This is a genomic window from Vibrio sp. HENC-03, assembly GCF_000305755.2.
GTDB classification, from domain to species: Bacteria; Pseudomonadota; Gammaproteobacteria; order Enterobacterales; family Vibrionaceae; genus Vibrio; species Vibrio owensii.
Window position 1 is genome coordinate 38,903 of sequence record NZ_JH976132.1, and the last position, 23,553, is coordinate 62,455.

18 protein-coding genes are annotated in these 23,553 nt (G+C 47.9%); 15 read left to right on the forward strand and 3 right to left on the reverse strand.

Features of this window, described 5'->3' with window-relative positions:
- Positions 1–62 precede the first annotated feature (62 nt).
- Both VCHENC03_RS01365 and trmL read left to right on the forward strand, forming a co-directional pair.
- Complete coding sequence (locus tag VCHENC03_RS01365) at positions 63–671, forward strand: superoxide dismutase (protein ID WP_009707862.1); 609 nt, start codon at positions 63–65, stop codon at positions 669–671.
- 130 nt (positions 672–801) lie between these two features.
- A complete protein-coding gene (gene trmL / locus VCHENC03_RS01360) occupies positions 802–1,281 on the forward strand; it encodes a tRNA (uridine(34)/cytosine(34)/5-carboxymethylaminomethyluridine(34)-2'-O)-methyltransferase TrmL (RefSeq protein ID WP_009707863.1) in 480 nt (159 codons plus the stop codon).
- Between the two features lie 69 nt (positions 1,282–1,350).
- Here trmL and VCHENC03_RS01355 read toward each other — a convergent pair whose 3' ends face one another.
- Positions 1,351–1,869, reverse strand: coding sequence for an FxsA family protein (locus tag VCHENC03_RS01355; protein ID WP_005448278.1), 519 nt, complete (start codon positions 1,867–1,869; stop codon positions 1,351–1,353).
- Positions 1,870–2,293: 424 nt separating this feature from the next.
- Between VCHENC03_RS01355 and aspA the strand changes: the two genes are divergently transcribed.
- From aspA to VCHENC03_RS01305, 10 genes are all read left to right on the forward strand, one after another.
- Positions 2,294–3,745, forward strand: coding sequence for an aspartate ammonia-lyase (gene aspA / locus VCHENC03_RS01350; RefSeq protein ID WP_009707864.1), 1,452 nt, complete (start codon positions 2,294–2,296; stop codon positions 3,743–3,745).
- Positions 3,746–3,921: 176 nt separating this feature from the next.
- Positions 3,922–5,229 carry an anaerobic C4-dicarboxylate transporter gene (locus tag VCHENC03_RS01345; RefSeq protein ID WP_009707865.1) on the forward strand — a complete coding sequence of 436 codons (1,308 nt, stop codon included), beginning with the start codon at positions 3,922–3,924 and terminating at the stop codon, positions 5,227–5,229.
- Between the two features lie 161 nt (positions 5,230–5,390).
- Positions 5,391–7,226 carry a protein-disulfide reductase DsbD gene (locus tag VCHENC03_RS01340; RefSeq protein WP_009707866.1) on the forward strand — a complete coding sequence of 612 codons (1,836 nt, stop codon included), beginning with the start codon at positions 5,391–5,393 and terminating at the stop codon, positions 7,224–7,226.
- A gap of 195 nt (positions 7,227–7,421) precedes the next feature.
- A complete protein-coding gene (locus VCHENC03_RS01335; protein ID WP_005440424.1) occupies positions 7,422–8,057 on the forward strand; it encodes a response regulator in 636 nt (211 codons plus the stop codon).
- 128 nt (positions 8,058–8,185) lie between these two features.
- Complete coding sequence (locus VCHENC03_RS01330; RefSeq protein WP_009707867.1) at positions 8,186–8,812, forward strand: MarC family protein; 627 nt, start codon at positions 8,186–8,188, stop codon at positions 8,810–8,812.
- Between the two features lie 200 nt (positions 8,813–9,012).
- Positions 9,013–9,276 carry a DUF4212 domain-containing protein gene (locus VCHENC03_RS01325; protein ID WP_005448273.1) on the forward strand — a complete coding sequence of 88 codons (264 nt, stop codon included), beginning with the start codon at positions 9,013–9,015 and terminating at the stop codon, positions 9,274–9,276.
- A gap of 12 nt (positions 9,277–9,288) precedes the next feature.
- Complete coding sequence (locus VCHENC03_RS01320) at positions 9,289–11,016, forward strand: sodium:solute symporter family protein (RefSeq protein ID WP_005448271.1); 1,728 nt, start codon at positions 9,289–9,291, stop codon at positions 11,014–11,016.
- A 94-nt stretch (positions 11,017–11,110) separates the two neighbouring features.
- Entirely contained in the window at positions 11,111–11,596 is a 486-nt protein-coding gene (locus VCHENC03_RS01315) for a hypothetical protein (protein ID WP_009707868.1), read from the forward strand.
- A 215-nt stretch (positions 11,597–11,811) separates the two neighbouring features.
- A complete protein-coding gene (locus VCHENC03_RS01310; protein WP_005440416.1) occupies positions 11,812–12,192 on the forward strand; it encodes a hypothetical protein in 381 nt (126 codons plus the stop codon).
- Positions 12,193–12,208: 16 nt separating this feature from the next.
- Positions 12,209–13,594: a class II fumarate hydratase gene (locus tag VCHENC03_RS01305; RefSeq protein WP_009707869.1), complete on the forward strand. Its 1,386-nt coding sequence runs from the start codon at positions 12,209–12,211 to the stop codon at positions 13,592–13,594.
- 56 nt (positions 13,595–13,650) lie between these two features.
- On the opposite strand, the gene VCHENC03_RS01300 is transcribed toward VCHENC03_RS01305, so the two are convergent.
- Positions 13,651–17,082, reverse strand: coding sequence for a hybrid sensor histidine kinase/response regulator (locus VCHENC03_RS01300; RefSeq protein WP_009707870.1), 3,432 nt, complete (start codon positions 17,080–17,082; stop codon positions 13,651–13,653).
- 143 nt (positions 17,083–17,225) lie between these two features.
- On the reverse strand, positions 17,226–18,416 hold the full coding sequence (locus tag VCHENC03_RS01295) for a 3-phenylpropionate MFS transporter (protein ID WP_009707871.1): 1,191 nt from the start codon (positions 18,414–18,416) through the stop codon (positions 17,226–17,228).
- Between the two features lie 241 nt (positions 18,417–18,657).
- On the opposite strand from VCHENC03_RS01295, the gene VCHENC03_RS01290 reads away from it, so the two are divergent.
- The 3 genes from VCHENC03_RS01290 to acs all read left to right on the forward strand — a co-directional run bounded on the left by VCHENC03_RS01290 (position 18,658) and on the right by acs (position 23,323).
- Positions 18,658–20,484 carry a DUF294 nucleotidyltransferase-like domain-containing protein gene (locus VCHENC03_RS01290; protein WP_009707872.1) on the forward strand — a complete coding sequence of 609 codons (1,827 nt, stop codon included), beginning with the start codon at positions 18,658–18,660 and terminating at the stop codon, positions 20,482–20,484.
- 35 nt (positions 20,485–20,519) lie between these two features.
- Complete coding sequence (locus tag VCHENC03_RS01285; RefSeq protein ID WP_005440406.1) at positions 20,520–21,152, forward strand: 3'-5' exonuclease; 633 nt, start codon at positions 20,520–20,522, stop codon at positions 21,150–21,152.
- Between the two features lie 218 nt (positions 21,153–21,370).
- On the forward strand, positions 21,371–23,323 hold the full coding sequence (gene acs, locus VCHENC03_RS01280; protein ID WP_005428764.1) for an acetate--CoA ligase: 1,953 nt from the start codon (positions 21,371–21,373) through the stop codon (positions 23,321–23,323).
- The last annotated feature ends 230 nt before the right edge of the window (positions 23,324–23,553 follow it).

Here is a 23,553-nt window from a genome sequence, read left to right on the forward strand (position 1 = left end):
ATCAAAGTTGATAATGATTTTCATTAACATTAAAGTAAGTCCTCCATAAAGGAGGATTTACAATGTCGCACATTTTCCCAGAGCTTCCGTACAGCTACGATGCGTTAGAGCCTTACATCGATGCGAAAACCATGGAAGTTCACTACAGCAAACACCACAAAACCTATTACGATAAATTCATGGCTGCCGCAAAAGGCAGCGCTCTCGAGACCCAAAGCCTCGATGACATCTTCGCTAGCATTTCTCAACACAGCCCAGCTATCCGTAACAACGGCGGCGGTTACTACAATCACATCATTTATTGGAACTGCATGTCACCAGATGGTGGCGGTGAGCCTCAAGGTGCTCTTGCAGAGGCCATCAACGAAAAGTTTGGTGACTTCGAAAAATTCAAAGACGAGTTTGCCCAAGCGGCTATCAATACCTTCGGCTCAGGCTTTGCTTGGCTAGTCGTAAAAGATGGTGAGATTCACATTACCTCCACCAGCAACCAAGACAATCCTCTGATGGACGTTGCTGCAGTACAAGGTGAGCCAGTTCTAGCATTGGATGTGTGGGAGCACGCTTACTACATCAGCTACCAAAACCGTCGCCCTGAATACATCGACGCATGGTGGAATGTGGTCAACTGGCGCGCAGTGGAAGAGAACTACACTCGCGCTCTGAGTTAATCTATCTAAATGAGGGCAACACAATGAAGTGGTTGCCCTCTTCTATAACCCGTCATTGTGTTGAATCTCGCTTCTCATGGTGACTTGGGTATATACTGCTCGCCTGTTTTGACCAATCTAATTCAATACCATGTTTGATATCGCTCTATACGAACCAGAAATCGCGCCGAACACCGGCAACATCATTCGCCTATGTGCTAACTGTGGTGCGAATCTCCACCTGATTGAGCCACTGGGTTTCGATCTAGAAGAGAAGAAAGTCCGCCGCGCAGGTTTGGATTACCACGATTTGGCTCGCGTGACGCGTCATAAAGATTATCAAGCATTCTTGGAATACTTAGAGAAAGAGAAACAAGGCAACTACCGCCTGTTTGCATGTACGACAAAGACCACAGGTCATCACGTCGATGCAAAATACCAAGAAGGCGATGTTTTGATGTTTGGTCCAGAAACACGTGGCCTGCCAGCAGACGTGATTGATAGCCTGCCAATGGCACAACGTATTCGCATTCCGATGATGCCGGATGCGCGCAGCCTGAACCTTTCTAACGCCGTTGCGATTATTGCGTTTGAAGCATGGCGTCAAATGGGCTTTGAAGGCGCGTTGTAAGCACTGCAAATAACAGATACTAAAAAGGGCGCTGATGCGCCCTTTTGCTTTTCTTACTTACCGATTGAATCAGTTGAGCTTGTTACGATCATTGTCGTCTTTACGCTCGTATTCACCTTCGAAGGTGTTGCCATTATCCGATTGAGAATCAAATGGGTCACGACGGAATGGGTCTTGCTCAAATGGACCTTGATTTGAGAAGCCACCTTGGAAGCCGCCACCATTCATGGTCTTCACCACCATCTTGCTCATTAGGTATTTCGCAATCGCAGCTCGCGGTGCTGGCAACAACACCAACATACCCAATGCGTCTGTCATGAAACCTGGTGTTAACAGCAATACGCCTGCAACTGCCAGCATCACACCTTCAAAAATCTGTTGAGCCGGAAGCTCACCTTGCTCTAAGCGGCCTTGCACTGACATCAATGTCTGGATGCCTTGGCTACGCACCAAAGACGCGCCAACAAATGCAGTAATCAATACTAAAGCAATCGTAGGCCAGAGACCTAAGAAGCCTCCCACCTGAATAAATAGGCCGATTTCGATGATCGGGACGAAAATAAACGCCAATAATAAGATAGGAAACACACGCCCTCCTTTGTTGATTTCAGTGTAATGGCAAAAGCCTACTAAGCTCAAACGAATCGTTGTAAAAAAGCGTGTTCATACTAGGGAGAATGCGTTGTGCAAAAAACGCCCTTTGAATAAAGGTGCATATACAAAAATTGGTCGTTGAAAAGTGCTATTTTCGGACTCTTAATATCCATGTTTGTCGAGGAAAATCGCCTACCCATAAAGGGTTATTAATATCCCGTTCATACTTTGCAAAATATTGACGCATCAAAAGCGAAAAAGGTGATCCACTTACTATTTTTATGCGCTAGGTGCAGTATGATGTGCCACATAAGTCAGGACGGTTTTTCCAGCCAAAAACTCTGATGAATGGATTCTAGATTGCAGAAATGGCTAATAAATAACTTAAATATCAGAATTATTATCTAAGGATCCTGTTATGGCTACACTATCTGATGCTCCAAAGACAGCAAACCAAGCCACTCGTATTGAAGAAGATCTATTAGGCCAACGTCATGTCCCTGCCGATGCTTACTACGGCATCCACACACTTCGCGCTATCGAAAACTTCAACATTTCAAGCACTACCATCTCTGACGTACCTGAATTTGTACGTGGCATGGTAATGACTAAGAAAGCCGCTGCACTAGCAAACAAAGAGCTAGGCGCAATTCCAAAAGACGTTGCTAACTACATCCTAGAAGCGTGTGATTTGATCCTTGAAACAGGTAAGTGCATGGATCAGTTCCCTTCAGACGTATTCCAAGGCGGTGCAGGCACGTCAGTGAACATGAACACTAACGAAGTTATCGCGAACGTTGCACTTGAACTGATGGGCAAGGAAAAAGGCCAATATGAGTTCATCAACCCGAACGATCACGTAAACAAGAGCCAATCAACAAACTGTGCGTACCCAACGGGTTTCCGTATCGCGGTTTACAACAGTGTTCATCAGTTGATGGAAGCGATCGAATACCTTAAAGGCGCATTCGAGCTTAAAGCACAAGAATTCAAAGACATCTTGAAGATGGGTCGTACTCAGCTGCAAGATGCGGTTCCTATGACTGTGGGTCAAGAGTTCCACGCATGGGCTGTAACACTAAACGAAGAAATTCGTGCTCTAGATTACACGTCTAAGCTACTACTAGAAATCAACCTAGGTGCAACAGCAATCGGTACTGGTCTAAACGCACCAACAGGTTACCAAGCGCTAGCAGTAAAACATCTAGCAGAAGTAACGGGGCTAGAAGTGGTACCAGCAGAAGACCTGATCGAAGCGACTTCTGACTGTGGTGCTTACGTAATGACGCACGGTGCGCTGAAACGTCTAGCAGTGAAACTATCGAAGATCTGTAACGACCTTCGTCTACTTTCTTCTGGTCCACGTGCAGGTCTTAACGAACTGAACCTACCAGAAATGCAAGCAGGCTCTTCAATCATGCCAGCTAAAGTAAACCCAGTTATCCCAGAAGTAGTAAACCAAGTTTGCTTCAAAGTTCTAGGTAACGACAACACGGTTTCTTTCGCAGCAGAAGGCGGTCAGCTACAGCTAAACGTAATGGAACCAGTTATCGCACAAAGCGTGTTTGAGTCTATCTCTCTACTACACAACGCATGTGTGAACCTACGCGATAAATGTATCGATGGCATCACTGTGAACAAAGAAGTTTGCGAAAACTACGTTTACAACTCTATCGGTATCGTAACTTACCTAAACCCATACATCGGCCACCACGAAGGCGATATCGTTGGTAAGATCTGTGCAGAAACAGGTAAGAGTGTACGTGATGTAGTTCTAGAACGCGGTTTATTAACTGAAGAAGAGCTAGATGACATCTTATCGGTTGAAAACTTCATGCATCCGACTTATAAAGCGAAACGCTACGAGTAATCGCATGTGAAAGGGGTCCCTAACGGGGCCCTTTTTTAGGCTCGAATACGGTTAACCACAATTTTTATGCGCTTTTTATTGCCGTAAGCCGCTCGGGTTCTGATTTTCTGAACACTTACTCCTGTTCCTGAGTGCTCAAAAAATCAGAATCATTAAAAACTAAAAGAGGTATCAATATGGTAATGGTCGAACTCTTCGTGGTTCTGCTCTTCATTTATTTGGGGGCAAGAATCGGTGGTATCGGCATTGGTTTTGCTGGTGGTGCTGGGGTAATTGCATTGTCTTTAATCCTAGGTGTCCCGACAAGCCAGTCTTTCATCCCTGTCGATGTAATACTGATCATCATGTCTGTAATTACTGCTATCGCTGCAATGCAGGTAGCGGGTGGTTTGGACTGGATGGTTCAGGTTGCGGAAGACTTTTTGCGTAAACATCCCGAACGCATCACCTTTTACGCACCTATCGTGACATTCCTAATGACACTACTTGCGGGTACTGGTCACACGGCATTCTCTACTCTTCCTGTTATTGCAGAAGTAGCGAAAGGCCAAGGTGTTCGTCCTTCTCGTCCACTGTCAATTGCGGTAGTAGCATCGCAAATCGCTATCACAGCGTCGCCAATCTCTGCGGCTGTTGTAGCGTTCGCAGCAATGCTTCACCCATTTGGTGTTGATTACCTAACGCTACTAGCAATCTGTATCCCAACAACGTTCATCGCTTGTATGATCGGTGCATTCGTAGCGAACTTCATGGGTAGCGAGCTTAAAGACGATCCTGAATACCAAGACCGTCTAGCAAAAGGCTTGATCAAGCTAAACACAGAATCTAAGCGTGAAATCCTACCAACAGCGAAGAAAGCAACTTTCATCTTCCTAGGCGCTATCGCATTCGTAGTATGTTACGCAGCAGCAATCTCTGGCTCTGTTGGCCTTATCGAGAACCCTGCTCTAGGTCGTAACGAAGCAATCATGACGGTTATGCTAGCAGCTGCGGCAGCTATCGTAATGAGCTGTAAAATCGACGCTGGCAAAATCCCAGCAGCAGCAACATTCCGCTCTGGTATGACAGCGTGTGTGTGTGTTCTTGGTGTGGCATGGCTAGGTTCTACGTTCGTTAACGCGCACGTTGACGGCATTAAAGAAGTGGCTGGTGCGTTACTAGCAGACTACCCATGGATGCTAGCACTTGTTCTATTCTTCGCTTCAATGCTGCTTTACTCGCAAGGTGCAACTACCGTTGCGCTTATGCCAGCAGCACTAGCAATCGGTGTGGCACCTCTTACTGCGGTTGCGTCTTTCGCAGCAGTAAGTGCGCTATTCGTACTGCCAACTTACCCAACGCTTCTAGCAGCGGTTGAGATGGACGACACGGGTTCAACTCGTATCGGTAAGTACGTATTCAACCACCCATTCTTCGTACCAGGTGTGGTGACCATCGCTTCAGCGGTAGCACTTGGCTTCGCATTTGGTGGTCTACTGATCTAGTAGAAACAGAGTCTTACTCGGGGAGCTTCGGCTCCCTTTTTTATTGTCTGTCGCATTGGATAGCGCTTAACAAATCTTCACTTCCATGAAACTTATTGGCTAGCCAGCAGGTCTGATTGAGTTACACTAACGGCAACTATCTAAGATGAATTGATCCTTTTATGCGTGCATTATTTTCCGTCTTACTCTTAGGGCTTATTACCTTTTCTGCGCCTTCTTTTGCGCTGTTTGGCAATGATCAGTTAAACAACAGTCAAAGCAACGCTTTTGGCAGCAGCAACGATACCTTTGTACCTGTAGATCAGGCTTTCCCATTCAACTACTACCAGCAAGACGGCAAATTAATGTTGGATTGGCAGGTACGTGATGGTTACTACCTGTATCAAGAACGCCTATCGGTAGCGGGTGAGAAAGTATCGCTAGGCGAACTGCAAATGGAAGACGGAACGCCGCATAAAGATGAATTCTTTGGTGACGTACATATCTACACTCAGCCTCTGTTTGTTAACGTCCCAATGCACGACTGGCAAGACGGTGCACGCGTGGTAGTGCAATACCAAGGTTGTGCGAAAGCAGGCTTCTGTTACCCACCAGAAACTCGCGTGATTCCTATCAGCGCGTTTACTTCGTCGAGCTCAGATTCAACAGCGGCGACGACAACACCAAAAGCAGAGCAAGCACCAAAAGCAACGCCACCAGCGGCGCAATCATCTAGTTCTAGCGACACATCATCGGCTCCAGTAACACAACAAGATAGCCTTGCCGCCAACCTAGCTGATAATTGGTGGACGCCACTTCTGTTCTTGGCGCTTGGTGTGGGCTTGGCGTTTACACCATGTGTGCTGCCGATGTACCCAATTTTGACCAGCATCGTGCTTGGCAGTGGCAAACTGAGCCAACGCCGCGCGCTAGGCTTGTCGTTTGTCTACGTACAAGGCATGGCGCTGACTTATACCCTACTGGGCCTTGTGGTGGCGTCTGCGGGCATGCAATTCCAAGCAGCGATGCAACACCCTTATGTGCTGATTGGTTTGAGTGTGCTGTTCGTGACACTCGCATTGTCTATGTTTGGCGTTTATAACCTGCAACTGCCAAGCGGCGTACAAACGTGGTTAAACAACCTCAGCAACAAACAACAAGGTGGTAGCAGCGCAGGTGTATTCGCCATGGGTGCGATTTCTGGTCTGGTGTGCTCCCCATGCACCACAGCTCCTCTGTCTGGTGCGCTACTTTACGTTGCACAAAGCGGTGACTTACTGACAGGTGGTATCGCGCTCTATGCACTAGCAATGGGTATGGGTATTCCACTCATTCTTGTTGCAGTATTCGGCAACAAACTTCTGCCAAAAGCAGGAGGTTGGATGGATCGCGTTAAGACGCTGTTCGGTTTCATTCTACTGGCAGCTCCTATCTTCCTACTTGAGCGCATCTTGCCAGACATGTGGGCTACGGCATTGTGGTCAGCACTGGGTATCGCGGCTTTTGGTTGGCTATACCACATCAAAAACAGCCTAGAATTTGGCGGTTGGAAGCAAAGCGCAGTAGGCATCATTGCTGTGCTTGGTTTGTTTGCTTCTGCTCAACCAGCACTGAACTACTGGTTTGGCGGTAATACCACTACACAAACTCAGCAAGCAACAGTGAGCTTTACCCGTATCGCTAACGTGGCTGAACTTGAGGCTGCACTTGCTCAAGCGAAACAAGCCGGCAAACCAGTGATGCTGGATTTCTACGCCGACTGGTGTGTGGCGTGTAAAGAGTTCGAGAAGTACACCTTCCATGACCCAAGCGTCGAAGCCAAACTGCAAGACTTCGTTCTTCTGCAAGCGGACGTAACTAAGAACCAAGTGCAAGACATCGAGCTGCTTAAACATATGAATGTACTTGGTTTACCAACGATTGAGTTCTGGGATGCCAATGGCGAACATGTTTCAAACGCTCGTTTGACGGGCTTTATGCAAGCCGAGCCTTTCTTAGAGCATATCAACCGATTCTGATGATGAATCTTTCAAACGCCAGTGATTTTTCACTGGCGTTTTTTGTTGTCTCAATAAAACCAAGAAAGTTGCGTTTATATGCAATTTTTCTAATAAAAGTCGATTTAGTTCAGACTTTTAGCGGATAAATATTGTCCACATTCTTAAAGGTGGACAATAATTCCATTAACGAAATAGTCAAAAGTGTTTAACGTCATGGATTCGACCTACACCATTATCATCGCTGATGATCATCCGCTGTTCCGCAATGCCTTGTTCCAATCGGTACACATGGCTGTGAGTGGTGCCAACCTTCTCGAAGCGGATACGCTGGACGCTCTACTCGCGTTGCTGGAAAAAGAAGAAGAGCCAGATTTGGTGTTGTTAGATCTCAAGATGCCGGGCGCCAATGGCATGTCGGGCTTGATTCACCTTCGTGCTGAATACCCAGATCTTCCGGTGGTGGTGGTATCTGCCAGTGAAGAGCCTAGTGTGGTCACACAAGTGAAGAGCCACGGTGCGTTCGGATTTATTCCGAAATCGAGCGACATGCGCGAGCTGGTCAATGCCCTTAACCAAGTTCTTAATGGCGACCCATACTTCCCAGAAGGCTTGATCACCAATAACGCAGCCTGTAATGACTTGGCAGAGAAAATTGCCGCACTTACCCCCCAGCAATACAAAGTGTTGGGTATGCTTTCCGATGGCTTACTCAACAAGCAAATCGCTTACGAGCTCAATGTCTCTGAGGCCACCATCAAAGCCCACATGACGGCAATTTTCCGCAAACTGGGCGTGAAGAACCGAACTCAAGCCGTCATCCTATTGCAGCAAATGGAACCCGAGCAGTAATGTGTTAGTAAATATATCTAATTCACATTTATATGACGCAAAAAGAACAACAGACGTTAAAATAAAAAGGCTGTCACACACAGCCTTTTCATCCCTCTGTTAAACCGCTAACTCTGGGAGGTCATACTTTGCTAAGTATTCTCGTCACTCAATTCGTCGTACTCTGGGCCGTCATCGACCCGATTGGTTCAGTACCCGTTTACCTATCACAAACTCAACACCTCACGGCAAAACAGCGTCGTCTCGTCGCGTTGAAAGCGATCGCCATTTCAATGGGTGTGTTGTTGTTCTTTCTTATTGCCGGTCAGTTGTTGCTGGAAGCAATGCAAATCCCGTTGCCCGCGTTCCAAGCCGCTGGTGGCTTAGTGTTATTGCTGTTTGCATTGTCGATGATTTTTGGTGAGAGCAAGCCAGAACAAGAGCAAAAACTGGGCGAAGACGTCAGCCACTCCGATCTCGCTGACTTAGCCGTTTACCCTCTTGCGATCCCTTCGATTGCATCGCCGGGTGCAATGATGGCTATCGTGATGCTCACCGATAACAACCGATACTCTTTTGTCGACCAAGCAATGACCGCAGGCGTCATGATTGCGGTACTTCTGGTGACCTTATTCTTGTTACTAGGTGCAAACACGATTCAAAAAGTGATTGGTAACGTAGGCGCAGCCATCATCAGCCGCGTAATGGGGCTTATCCTTGCTGCTGTTGCACTGAATAATTTGCTGCTTGGTATAAAAGATTTCTATGTTAATTGATAAAACTCTTAGACCTTTGGCTAATTTAACATCAAATTAACATCACACTTTTATTCCCACCTCCTCTCAAACGCCCTAAAAACGGGCGTTTTTGCTTTTTAGCGTCCCGACTAAAGTTGAAAAGAGTTCTTGCCAGTGCCTTGCTAATGTACATGCTGAAACATTTTTTTAACAACAATACCAATCGTAAGGAGACGGCAATGGCATTTGAAAGCGAAGAAAGAGCCAAAGCCTACTGGGACAAGAACGTGAAGCTCATGATTACCCTGATGGTCATCTGGTTCGTAGTGTCTTTCGGCTGCGGCATTTTATTTGTCGACGTACTTAATCAATTTCAATTAGGTGGATACAAACTCGGGTTCTGGTTTGCTCAACAAGGCTCCATCTATGCCTTCCTAGGTATTATTTTCTACTACGCGTGGAAAATGCGCCAAATCGACCGTGAATTCGGCGTAGATGAGTAAGGAGTAACTCAGATGGATTTGAAAACTATTACCTATCTGGTGGTTGGCGCGACGTTCGTCCTCTACATCGGTATTGCGATTTGGGCTCGTGCGGGCTCAACCAAAGAATTCTATGTAGCAGGGGGCGGTGTCAACCCTATCGCTAACGGCATGGCAACCGCAGCAGACTGGATGTCAGCAGCATCGTTCATCTCAATGGCAGGCTTGATTGCCTTCATGGGTTACGGCGGTTCGGTATTCCTGATGGGCTGGACAGGCGGTTACGTACTACTTGCACTTCTGCTTGCGCCATACCTACGTAAGTTCGGTAAGTTTACTGTGCCAGAATTCGTAGGTGAGCGTTTCTACTCTAACGCAGCACGTATCGTAGCGGTTGTGTGTCTTATCATCGCATCAGTAACTTACGTTATCGGTCAGATGAAAGGCGTGGGCGTGGCGTTTGGTCGTTTCCTAGAAGTGGATTACTCAACAGGTCTACTGATCGGTATGTGTATCGTATTCATGTACGCCGTAATGGGCGGCATGAAAGGCATTACCTACACGCAGATTGCTCAATATTGCGTACTCATTCTTGCTTACACTATTCCTGCAATCTTTATCTCTCTGCAACTAACAGGTAACCCACTACCACAGATCGGCTTAGGTAGTACCATACAAGGCACCGATGTTTATCTACTCGATAGGCTCGACCAAGTGGTCACCGAGCTCGGTTTTAGTGAATACACCACCCAAGTCCGTGGCGACACGCTAAACATGTTCGTGTACACCATGTCACTGATGATCGGTACGGCGGGTCTACCACACGTAATCATCCGTTTCTTTACCGTGCCTAAGGTTCGTGATGCACGTACATCAGCAGGTTGGGCTCTAGTTTTCATCGCTATCCTTTACACAACAGCACCTGCAGTATCTGCTATGGCGCGTCTAAACCTAATGGATACCGTTAACCCAGCTCCGGGTCAGCACCTTGCTTATGATGAACGTCCTGACTGGTTCAAGAACTGGGAGAAAACAGGTCTACTAGGCTTTGATGATAAGAACGGCGACGGTCTGATTGAGTACACGTCAAACCCAGCAACTAATGAACTGAAAGTTGACCGTGACATCATGGTACTAGCAAACCCAGAGATTGCTAAGCTACCTAACTGGGTTATCGCACTTGTCGCAGCAGGTGGTCTGGCGGCAGCACTATCGACGGCTGCAGGTCTACTACTGGCGATTTCGTCCGCGATATCCCATGACTTAATCAAAGGCGTGATAAATCCGAACATATCCGAGAAGAAAGAGCTGCTCGCGAGCCGAATCTCCATGGCAGTTGCCATTGCAGTCGCCGGTTACTTAGGCTTGAATCCGCCTGGGTTTGCAGCCGGTACGGTAGCGCTCGCCTTCGGTCTGGCGGCATCCTCCATCTTCCCTGCGTTGATGATGGGTATCTTCAGTAAGAGCATCAACAAAGAAGGCGCAATCGCAGGTATGATTGCAGGTATCAGTATCACGCTATTCTACGTATTCCAGCACAAAGGCATCCTATTTGTTGCTGACTGGACTTACCTACAAAGCTGGGGTCAGAACTGGTTCCTAGGCATCGAACCAAACGCATTTGGTGCAATTGGCGCTGTGTTCAACTTCATCGTGGCATTCGCTGTATCGAAAGTAACGGCAGAAACACCACAAGAAGTAAAAGACCTAGTCGAGCACGTACGTGTACCAGCAGGCGCTGGCGGTGCGGTAGACCACTAAAATATAACGCAAACCACAAAAGCCCCGCTTGGGGCTTTTTTATTCGCTAGATTAGGTTAATTTAACCTTATGAAGTTGTAGCAAGGAAGCCAACATGTTCAAAAACAAGCACTTTATTATCGCTCTGTTGATCGCCCCAATTCTGTCTTTGATCGCTTATTTCGGTACAGACATGGCTCTGAGTGAAAAGCCTCATGCAGCTAAAGAAGGGGAAAGCTACAAACTGGCCAGCAAGTCGAATTGCCGTTATACCAGTGGCTTGTGTGATATGGAGAACGGCGACTTTAAAGTGAAGTTTCGCTCAGAAAAGCTGACGCAAGATAGCCTAGAGTTGTCTTTACATGCGGCTTATCCACTGGAAGGGGTGAAAGTTTCCGTCGTGGATAGCCAAGAGCAAAACGCACAGCCAATTGACATGACGCCAGCGGATCAAGCCGGACAAAACTGGACCATCACTTTGCCTAAGCCTGCATCAGCCGAGAGCTGGTTGCGTGTTGCGATTCAATCTGAAGGCACACTCTATTACGGAGAAACGCAAACGGCGTTTGTGAAATACGAAACCCTGTTTACGGACAAATAAGTTACCTGCTCCATAAGGCTTGAAGGCGCATTTGAGCCGACCTTATCTCGCGAAAGAATACCGAGCTTAATTGTAGGGATTGAGCTCTCCCACTTCAGCCGATACTGAGTCCGAGTATCGGCTTTTTTTGTTGTGTTATTTCCTCAAAAAAGCTGTGGTTGCTAATCGACAATTAATTGATAATAATTATCATTATCCTAAATATCGAGGTAACTATGGACAGCAGCCAAGCCATCTACAACGCCTTTTTTAAAGCGCAAGACCGATTCCTTCATGTGTATGCGCCAAGCGGCTTCGAACCCGATGTGATTCATGATTACATCCATTGGGGTATGGTGCTGTCGTCCATCTACGATCACGATGCAGAGCACGAAAACCTGTTGCTGTGCGAGCTGTATTTGCGCCAAGTCTACTTCCATCTACTCGACGCGATTCAAGACCCTACTCGTAGTCGCATCTTCCGCCGAGTCTGCCTCGATTCTATTCACACTCCGCTACTTTGTCTCAAACGTTACTACTACCAATTTGAGGATGGCGATGTGAAATTTCTCTCATTACAACAACAATTACGTCTGATACAGACGCCACTCGATTAAACAAAAGGAACCTACCATGACCACGGAATTCCGTATCGAAGCGGACAGCATGGGCGAAGTCAAAGTCCCAGCCAACGCTTTGTATCAAGCCCAAACTCAACGCGCTGTCGATAACTTTGCTTTCAGCAAACACACCATGCCGACAGGGTTTATCCAAGCACTCGCTCACATCAAACAAACCGCAGCGCTTACCAATGCTCAACTTGGCTTGCTAGAAGGTGATATTGCCAATGCCATCGCCGATGCCGCGCAAGCAATTATTGATGGTAAACACCTCAACCAATTCCCTATCGATGTATTCCAAACCGGGTCAGGCACCAGTTCCAACATGAATGCCAATGAAGTGATTGCAACATTGGCGTCTGAGCACCTAGGCGGAACGGTCAATCCAAATGATCACGTCAACATGGGTCAAAGCAGTAACGACGTAGTGCCTACTGCGATTCAAGTTAGCTCGGCAATTGCGATTGAAAAACAGCTACTGCCTGCACTGTCCCACCTAAGTGAAACACTAGAGACTAAGCAGCAAGCTCTGAAAGATGTAGTGAAAACAGGTCGTACGCACCTCATGGATGCGATGCCAATTACCTTCGCCCAAGAGCTTGGTGGCTGGCAGTTCCAAATCGAACACGCTAAACAAGCCATTGAGCAAACACTGCCAGCTGTGAAAGCGTTAGCCCAAGGCGGAACAGCGGTGGGGACTGGGATCAACGCCGATCCACGCTTCGCCGATCTTTTTGCCGATAACCTAACCCAATCAACGCGCATCGAGTTTGCTTCAAGCAAAAACTTCTTCTTCAATCTCAGCAGTCAGGATGCGATCGTCGCCCTATCGGGACAGCTCAAAACAACAGCAGTTGCGATCATGAAGATCGCAAACGATCTTCGTTGGATGAACTCAGGTCCACTAGCCGGCTTAGGTGAAATCGAACTGCAAGGCTTACAACCGGGCTCTTCTATCATGCCGGGCAAAGTGAACCCTGTGATTCCAGAAGCAGCGGCCATGGCGTCGGCACAAGTGATTGGTAACGACGCGACAATTACCGTTGCAGGTCAATCGGGTAACTTCCAACTTAACGTGATGCTGCCAGTGATTGCTCACAATGTACTAGAAAGCATTGAACTGCTGTCGAACAGCGCCGTTGCTTTGGCAGACAAAGCCATCGCGACGTTTGAAGTGCGCCAAGACAACCTTGATGTGGCACTGGCGAAGAACCCGATTCTGGTCACCGCACTTAACCCTGTGATTGGCTACCTAAAAGCAGCCGAAGTAGCGAAGAAAGCCTACAAACAAGGTCGCGCTATCATTGATGTCGCGGAAGAAGAAACGGACTTAGATCGCGCAACATTAGAAAGATTGCTCGATCCAGCCAAACTGACTCAAGGCGGCGTTGCAGAATAAGCCACCGACCGATCACCCCCTTAAAGCAAAAGACCTCCAATCGGAGGTCTTTTTTTCTAGGCGACTCGATTGAGAACCGAGCGCAGCTTCAAAGGCTTTACAGGTTTGGCGATAAAACTAAACCCATTGGCTTTAATGCCTTCCATCATGTCATCGGTTCGGTCGGCACTGATGATCACCCCCTCAAAGCGATTACCCAGACGCAAGCGGCATTGCTGCAACACTTCTAATCCTGTTCGACCATTGTCTAAACGATAATCGGAGAAAATCACATCCGGCAGCCAATCGTCTTCGATCGCTTTCAGACTCTCAACGATATCGGTCGCAATGCGAATATCACAGCCCCAGCGTGAGAGTAGATTCTCCATTCCAACTAGGATATCCGGCTCATTATCGACACACAGCACACGAATATGGCTCAAGTCAGATTGTGCACTCTTCACTGCTTTGACTGCCGGAATGTGCACCTTCTCTGCTTTATCTAAGGTAATCGAGAACACGCTGCCTTGACCAAACCAAGAACGCATCGAGATTTCATGCCCCAGCACTTGAGCAATACCTTTCGAAATAGCCAAGCCTAACCCTAAACCTTGGTCAGAACGAACTTGAGTACCGCGATTAAACTCTTCGAAGATCTCTTGTTGCTTCTCTTCTTCGATGCCCATGCCGTTGTCCCATACATCAATACGCACTCGCCCTTGTACGCGACGCACACCTAGCGCCACTTTGCCATTCGGGCTATATCGGAACGCATTGGTAAGGAAGTTCTGTACCACGCGGCGTAGCAATTTCGGGTCAGACTTCACCATCAAAGACGATGGGATCATGGTGAACTCAATGCCTTGTTGTTTCGCCAATGCGCTGAATTCCGCATTCAAGTTTGCCAACACATCATTGACCGCAAAACCATGCACATTAACGTCCAACTTGCCTGACTCCAAACGCGAAATATCCAGCAAATCACCAATCAAATCTTCTGCTGCGCCTAATGCACTCTCAATGTGGGTCGACAGCTTTTGGGTTTCACTGTCTTTGGCGACTTCCGACAAGGAAGAAGCAAACAGCCGCGCAGCATTCAACGGCTGCATCAAGTCATGGCTTACCGCAGCTAAGAAACGCGACTTGGACTGCGACTCATGCTCAGAGCGTTGGGTTGCTGCTACCAGTTGTTTGTTCAGTTGTTCCAACTCACGAGTACGGGCACGAACGCGTTCTTCTAGTGTCTCATTAGCGTCTTTCAGAGCTTGCTCTGCATCGCGGAACACGGTGATATCGGTAAAGCTCATCACGAAGCCGCCACCTGGCATCGGGTTACCTTGCACTTCAATTACGCGACCGTCAGGACGTACACGGGAAGAGGTATGTCGTGTCCCTTGCTCAAGGTGATAAACACGGCGACGAACGTGGTCTTCAGGGTCACCCGGACCACATAAACCTTGCTCAGCATTATGACGAATCACATCCGCAATCGGACGCCCGACCTGAATCAAACCCGGCGGGAAAACAAATAACTCCAGATAACGTTGGTTCCACGCCACCAGCCTTAGTTGCTTGTCGACCACTGCGATGCCTTGCCCAATGTGTTCAATCGCACCTTGCAATAAGCCACGACTGAAATCGTACAGCTCTGAGGCTTCATCAACGATGGTCGCCACTTCCTCAAGCTGCATATTTCTGCCTTGCAAAGCAGAAGTAAGTACTAACTTAGCTGAAGAGGCACCAAACACACCGGCAAGTACGCGCTCGGTATGTCGAATCAAGGTAGAGGGAGCTTGTTGGTTGGGAAGCAGCTCCTCGCGTTGCTGACTCCAATAGGTTTGAAAGGCGGATTTCACTCGCGTGCGTCCCACAAATCGTGACGCTAACATCTCCAGTTCACTGACCGTTACACGGCTCTGATACAAGCTGATGTTTTCACTCTCAGGCAACGGCGTACCAACGAATGACGCCGATTGTAAGCGTTCACTTATGCTTGGGCGCGTAGCTAGTGATACCGCAACAAAACACGCGGTATTCGCCACCACGCTGAGGATCATGCCCCAGTCGGAAACAGCAATACCAAAGCCTGCCAATAAATCAGGCGGAGTGATCAACCAAATCAGCAAGTTGTTGCTTGCGTCACCCGCCAGCATGTCGGTTTGGCTCATCAAAGTAATCAACCAAATGGTGAAACCCACCAGCAGACCGACATACACGCCTTTCTTGTTGCCCTGACGCCAATACATACCGCCAAGCAGAGAGGGAGCGAACTGGGTAATCGCTGCAAACGAGAGAAAACCTATCGCAGAGAGTGAGTGGATACTATCTAAAGCCTGATAAAAGCCCCATGCACCAATCAAAAGAAGCAGAATAAGCCCGCGACGTATACGTAATAACAGCGTAGAGAAATGGTGATGATTGCGTTTTGATAACTTCATTCGGCGCAGAATCAGCGGCATCACCAAATCGTTAGATACCATGATCGCTAAAGCAATGGTCGAGACGATGACCATGCCGCTTGCCGCGGAAGTACCGCCCAAAAATGCCAGTAAGGCGATGTCATTCGCGCCCACCGCCATCGGCACGCTGATCACGTACGTATCGGCAGGGCTGCCACTCAACAGACTTTGCCCTACCCATGCGATTGGCAGAACGAAAATACCCATCAGAATCAGATACAGCGGGAATAACCAACGTGCGACGTGTAAGTCTTGCGCGCGTTCATTCTCGACTACCATGGTGTGGAACTGACGTGGCAAACAGACAATCGCCAGCATGGTCAGAATGGTATGAATCAGCAAGGTCGGAATGTTGGGTGAGTCATAGGTTTCAGCGGCGATATCAGCGAGGTGGAAGCTCTCGGTATCCATCGCGAGCCAAACAATAAACACACCCACAACTAAAAACGCCACCAACTTGAGCACTGATTCAAACGCAATCGCCATCATCATGCCGCGGTGATGTTCGGTGTTATCGATATGACGCGTACCAAACAGCATGGTGAAGATCGCCATCGCCCCAACCACAAACCAAGATACGCTGTAGTTTTGATAACTGAGATCAGATGCCAAGTCCGGTGCGATGATCTCCAATCCCATGGTGATGCCGCGCAATTGCAAAGCGATATACGGAAGAATGCCTGCCACCGCGATTAAGGTGACAACCACCGCCAAGCCTTGCGATTTACCATAGCGGGCGGCAATGAAATCGGCAATGGAGGTGATGTGCTCGCGCTTGGTAATCAAGATCAGCCGAGCGAGGACGCGCCAGCCGATGGTAAACACGATGATCGGCGCGATATAGATGGGTAAGAAGGACCAAGGATTGTTGCTCGCCTGTCCGACCGTGCCGTAGAAGGTCCACGACGTACAGTACACCGCAATCGACAAACTGTAGATCCATGGTCGCCAACGCGCTAACCATCTCTTTTGTTTGTCACCGTACCAAGCGATTAAAAACAGGATTCCCAAATACGCCAAAGAAACGGGAATCACTAGCCATCCTTGCATCCGATATCCTTTCTTACTTTTCTTGCCTTTCTTGCTGTTTTTAAAGCAAGGAATAAAAAAACCTCTCCATAAGGGAGAGGTTTCATTTAACACTGCTTTCACAACAGAGACAAAGGTTAGTTTTTAATCTCTGTCACAGAAGCTTAATTCTGTGCTTCAGGCGCATTGGCTGAGAGATCAACCACATTACTTTCATCATTTTGAGGATCAACTTTGATAAACAGTGCAATAAAGCCCATCGCCGCCATCAACCAGAAGATATTCGCCCCCCAGTGCTCGTAGCCCCAACCACTGATCACTGTCATCAACGCGATAAACGCACCCAGTGGAATTGCGTTATATAGTGCCTGCAATGCCACCATCTTGTTCTCTGCTGAGTTCTGGATGTATTGAATGGCAGCAATGTGCGCCATTGCAAACGTCACGCCGTGAAGCATTTGCACTACCACCAACGCCAAAATAGAGGTCGTAGACGCAGTCATTCCCCAACGTAGCATCACACCACCAGCCGCAACCACAAACAGAGTGCGCAAAGACCAGCCAGCGAATAGACGCTTACTCAGAGCAAACACAGCAACTTCAGCTGCCACGCCCAAGCTCCACAAGTAACCAATCACATCTTCTGAGTGACCAGCCGCTTTCCAGTGAATCGCACTAAAACCGTAGTACGCCGCATGGCTGCCTTGGATTAACGCCATCAGCACAAGGAACTTCACGACCGGTTTATCCGTCAGTAACGCTGAGAGTTTTGGACGCTCAGAATGTTGACCTTCGCGTGTCACTGGCATTGGATTGGTGTTACGCATTGCAAATAAGAGCGAGACAAACACACCGACCATCGCCGTGTACAAAATCATGTCAGAACCAAACTCTGCCACCAAGTAGCCCACCACAGTCGAGCCTGCAATAAATGCAACCGAGCCCCACAAACGGGTACGACCGTAATCGAGCATTTTCAAACGAGCGTAGTAGTTCGCCATCGCATCAGACAGAGGCACTACAGGACCACAACACAAGTTGAACAAGACAGTGGCAAGCGCCATTAACCAGAAGTTGCCGCCAGTGAAAAAGTGGAAACCAACAAATATAAGGGCAGCAAAACTCAACCAGCGCAATGCAGGCATTAGGTGTTCGACTTTATGCAAACGTGGGGTAAGCACCATGTTCGCCACACAACGCGTCGCTAAACCTAGACCCACTAACAGACCAATATCTGTTGGAGAAACGCCCTGCTCTTTAAACCACAACGACCAAAATGGCAGATACACGCCATACGCAAAAAAGAATCCGAGAAAGTACTGGGAAATCCAGCCATACGGAGAGGGTTTCAACATCACTGACATCCTAAAAAACGACAAAAACTAACGACTTCCGCCACGTAAACGTTTGGGACGCGGAATTATGGATCGCAATGCGTAATAGAAAAAGGGAAGAATCGGCAACTTACCGTTTCCTCAATGGCACAGGGTCTCGAAATGCAAAATTAGATTGTGACGATTTAGACCAAAGTCGTCTGGCTTCGGCAGGGAAATTTGTCAGACTTAGAATGTGTTCCCACCAAATTTAGGTGCTCTCATGCCTGACAAATTTAATATGCAATCTCCACCGTTCGATCGCCTGACTGACGCACAGCAAAATCGACTGCGCTCGTCTCTTGATGTGGCGTACTACCGAACGCGAGATGTCATCTTAGCTTGTGGGCAAGACAATCCTCATCTGCACATACTGATTAAAGGCGCCGTGGAAGAGCGTTCAAAAGATCAAGACGAAGTGTTTGCTCACTACGCTAACGACGACATGTTTGATGTGCGCTCTTTGTTTGAAGAAAGCGTGCGCCATCAGTATGTGGCACTGGAAGATACCCTCTCGTACTTGCTGCCCAAAGAAGTGTTTCTTGAGCTGTATAACGAGAACGGACAGTTCGCTGCCTACTTCGATAACAACCTATCGAAACGCCAAGCCCTCATTGAAGCGGCTCAACAGCAACAAAACCTCGCGGAATTCATTCTGACTAAAGTCGATAGCAGTATCTATCATCCACCGATGATATTGGCGTCCGATATGCCAATTAATCAGGTCACTAAAACACTTAAAGACAATGGCATTGATGCCGCTTTGGTTCAACTCAACCAAGATGACCCACGCCTAGAGCAATATCCATCGGCGCATCCCTACGCGATAGTGACGCGAACCAATATGCTCCACGCCGTGATGCTTGACGAGCACCCACTCGATACGCCAGTAAGTAAGATTGCGACCTTCCCTGTTTATCACGTGGATGATGGTGACTTCTTGTTTAACGCCATGATCACCATGACGCGCAACCGCATGAAGCGTCTAATGGTGTGCGAAGGCAATCAAGCGGTCGGTATGCTGGATATGACGCAAATCCTCAGTGCGTTCTCCACTCACTCACACGTACTAACACTCAGCATAGCGCGAGCAACCAGCGTGGAAGAGTTAGCCCTTGCTTCCAATCGACAGCGTCAGTTGGTGGATAGCTTGCTGACCAACGGCATCCGCACTCGCTTCATCATGGAGCTGATATCTGCTGTAAACGAACAAATTATCGAAAAAGCGTTTGAGCTTGTGGTGCCACCAGCACTGCACGATCACTGCTGTCTGATTGTGCTTGGCTCGGAAGGTCGTGGAGAGCAAATCCTCAAAACCGATCAAGATAACGCACTGATCATCCAAGATGGGCTGGAATGGGAACATTGCTCCGAAGTCATGCAAACCCTCACCCACACCTTGCAGCAACTGGGCTATCCACTCTGTCCAGGCAAAGTCATGGTTAACAATCCGAAGTGGGTTCGAACGCAGCAAGACTGGATTAAAACGCTCGATGGTTGGATTGCTAAAGCGCAGCCTGAACAAATCATGGATTTAGCCATCTTCAGTGATGCTCATGCGGTCGCAGGCAATCGAGAGTTGCTCACGCCTGTCGCCGAGCACCTCAGATACAGCATGGAAGATCGTATGTTGATTCTGTCCGATTTCACTCGCCCTGCACTGCAATTTTCCGTGCCTCTTACTCTGTTTGGTAACGTAAAAAGTGCTAAAGACGGGCTGGATATTAAGCGTGGTGGCATTTTCCCAATCGTGCATGGTATTCGCACCTTGGCATTGGAATACGCAATTGAAGAGAAGAACACCTTCGAACGTATCGAAGCACTGAGAAACAAGCGTATCTTAGAACCAGAAACCGCCGATAACCTCAATGAGGCGCTGAAGCTGTTCTTCAAGATCCGTTTGAACCAGCAATTGAGTAAGCAAGAAGCATTAAACAACATCGACATCAAACAGTTAGACAGGACTGAACGAGACCTGCTACGCCACAGCTTACACGTGGTGAAGAAGTTTAAGCAGTTCTTAGGCTTCCATTATCAAATCCGTGATTAGAGTCTTTTAGGCAAATAAGACGAGAGGTAACAGGGATGAATTGGCTACAAAGGAAATACTGGCATTACAAGCTGAAGGGCTCACCTTATCAGCCACTGTTTTGTTCGCCGCAAAAAGGCGAATTTGTCTCTCTCGATTGCGAAACCACCAGCTTGGACCCAAATCGAGCCGAGCTGGTCACCATCGCTGCAACCAAAATCATCGACAACCGCATCATCACCAGCAAACCGTTCGAAGTTCGACTGCGCGCCCCACAATCACTCGATTCAGGCTCGGTAAAAATTCACCATATCCGCCACCAAGATTTGGTGGATGGTATCAGCGAAAAAGAAGCGCTCATCAAGTTACTCGACTTTATCGGCAACCGTCCTTTGGTCGGCTACCACATTCGCTACGACAAAAAGATCCTCGACCTCGCTTGTCTGAGGCATTTAGGCTTTCCACTACCTAACCCGCTCATCGAAGTGAGCCAGATTTATCACGACAAGCTCGAACGTCATTTGCCTAACGCCTACTTCGACTTAAGTCTTGATGCAATTTGTAAGCACCTCGAGCTACCGATTCAAGACAAACACGATGCCCTGCAAGACGCAAAATCCGCTGCTTTGGTGTATGTGCGTCTAACCAAAGGCGATTTACCAAACCTGAGCGTGCCTTATACCCAATAGGTTCAATACGCAGCTTTCGATCCACCTCCCACATTCGCTTTAAATTCAGCAATATCGCGGCGCATTCCTCACTCTCATCCTAAAGTCTAATTGTGGAAATACGCGCTGTGACTGACAGTTATATGCACAGCAACGTTCTTGATGAATCACAGACTAAAGAACGGAAACAGCCCTACAAAAGACGAAGGTCGAGAATTAAAGGCACAAGGAGAGAAGCCATGAGCGAAGCCCACGTTTATCCGGTAAAAGAAAATATTAAAAACCATACGCATGCGGATAATGACACTTACCTAGCCATGTATCAGCAGTCGGTAAGCGACCCTGAAGGCTTCTGGAGCGAACACGGTAAAGTTGTCGATTGGATTAAGCCATTCACTCAAGTTAAAAACACCTCTTTCGATACTGGTCACGTCGACATTCGTTGGTTCGAAGACGGTACGCTGAACGTATCTGCAAACTGTATTGACCGTCACCTTGCCGAGCGTGGCGATGAAGTCGCGATCATCTGGGAAGGCGATGATCCTGCCGACGACAAAACCCTCACATTCAATGAACTGCACAAAGAAGTGTGTAAGTTCTCTAACGCACTAAAAGAGCAAGGCGTGCACAAAGGCGACGTGGTTTGTCTTTACATGCCAATGGTGCCAGAAGCGGCTATCGCAATGCTGGCATGTACGCGTATTGGTGCGGTTCATACCGTAGTATTTGGTGGTTTCTCACCAGAAGCCCTGTCCGGTCGTATCATCGACTCAGACGCAAAAATTGTTATCACCGCTGACGAAGGCGTTCGTGGTGGTCGCGCAGTACCACTGAAGAAAAACGTTGATGAAGCACTGACAAACCCAGAAGTAAAAACCATCGACAAAGTAGTCGTTCTAAAACGTACGGGTGGCGACATTGATTGGCACGAGCACCGTGACGTTTGGTGGCACGAAGCAACAGCTGTCGTTTCTGACGTATGTCCACCAGAAGAGATGAAAGCAGAAGACCCTCTGTTCATTCTTTACACTTCAGGCTCAACAGGTAAGCCAAAAGGCGTGCTGCACACCACAGGTGGTTACCTAGTGTACGCGACCATGACCTTCAAATACGTGTTCGATTACCAAGAAGGTGAAACGTTCTGGTGTACGGCGGATGTCGGTTGGATTACTGGTCACACTTACTTAATTTACGGCCCACTGGCGAACGGTGCGAAAACCATTCTGTTCGAAGGTGTACCAAACTACCCAAGCACGGCTCGCATGAGTGAAGTGGTTGATAAGCATCAAGTAAACATTCTCTACACTGCACCAACAGCGATTCGAGCACTAATGGCAAAAGGTAACGAAGCGGTAGCCGGAACATCTCGTTCAAGCCTGCGTGTAATGGGCTCAGTAGGTGAACCTATCAACCCTGAAGCATGGGAGTGGTACTACAAGACTATCGGTAATGAAAACTCACCTATCGTTGATACTTGGTGGCAAACAGAGACAGGCGGTATCTTGATTGCGCCACTACCAGGTGCAACAGACCTGAAACCAGGCTCAGCAACTCGCCCATTCTTCGGTGTACAACCAGCACTAGTGGATAACATGGGTAACATCATTGAAGAGACCGCAGCAGAAGGTAACTTAGTGATCCTTGATTCATGGCCAGGTCAGATGCGTACCGTTTACGGCGACCACGAGCGCTTTGAGCAAACCTACTTCTCTACCTTCAAAGGCATGTACTTCACCAGTGATGGCGCTCGTCGTGACGAAGATGGCTACTACTGGATCACGGGTCGTGTAGATGACGTACTGAACGTTTCAGGTCACCGTATGGGTACCGCGGAGATTGAGTCAGCATTGGTTGCACACGATAAGATTGCGGAAGCGGCGATTGTCGGTATTCCTCATGACATCAAAGGTCAGGCAATTTACGCATACGTCACACTTAATGATGGCGAGTTCCCATCAGCTGAGCTGCACAAAGAGGTGAAAGACTGGGTACGTAAAGAGATTGGTCCAATCGCGACACCAGACGTACTGCACTGGACTGACTCTCTACCGAAAACTCGCTCTGGTAAGATCATGCGCCGCATCCTACGTAAGATTGCAACGGGTGATACCAGCAACTTAGGTGATACTTCGACACTGGCCGATCCAAGTGTTGTAGACAAGCTAATTGCAGAGAAGGCAGAACTGGCATAACACCCAGCCCCTGTTTTAAACGCTAGCCCTAAAAGCCACCATTGCATATGGTGGCTTTTTTGTGCGTGGACGCAAAATAAACCACAAAAAGCACGTGGCAATTATGTTGTTTTTGTTAACTTGGTTACAGAAACGGCGGGGGCTATTGGGAGATTAGACCAGTAAATTGCTGCTAATTGCTGTGAATTAGCTATAATCTTGGTCGATTTTTTAAAATTTGCTCGGTTTTA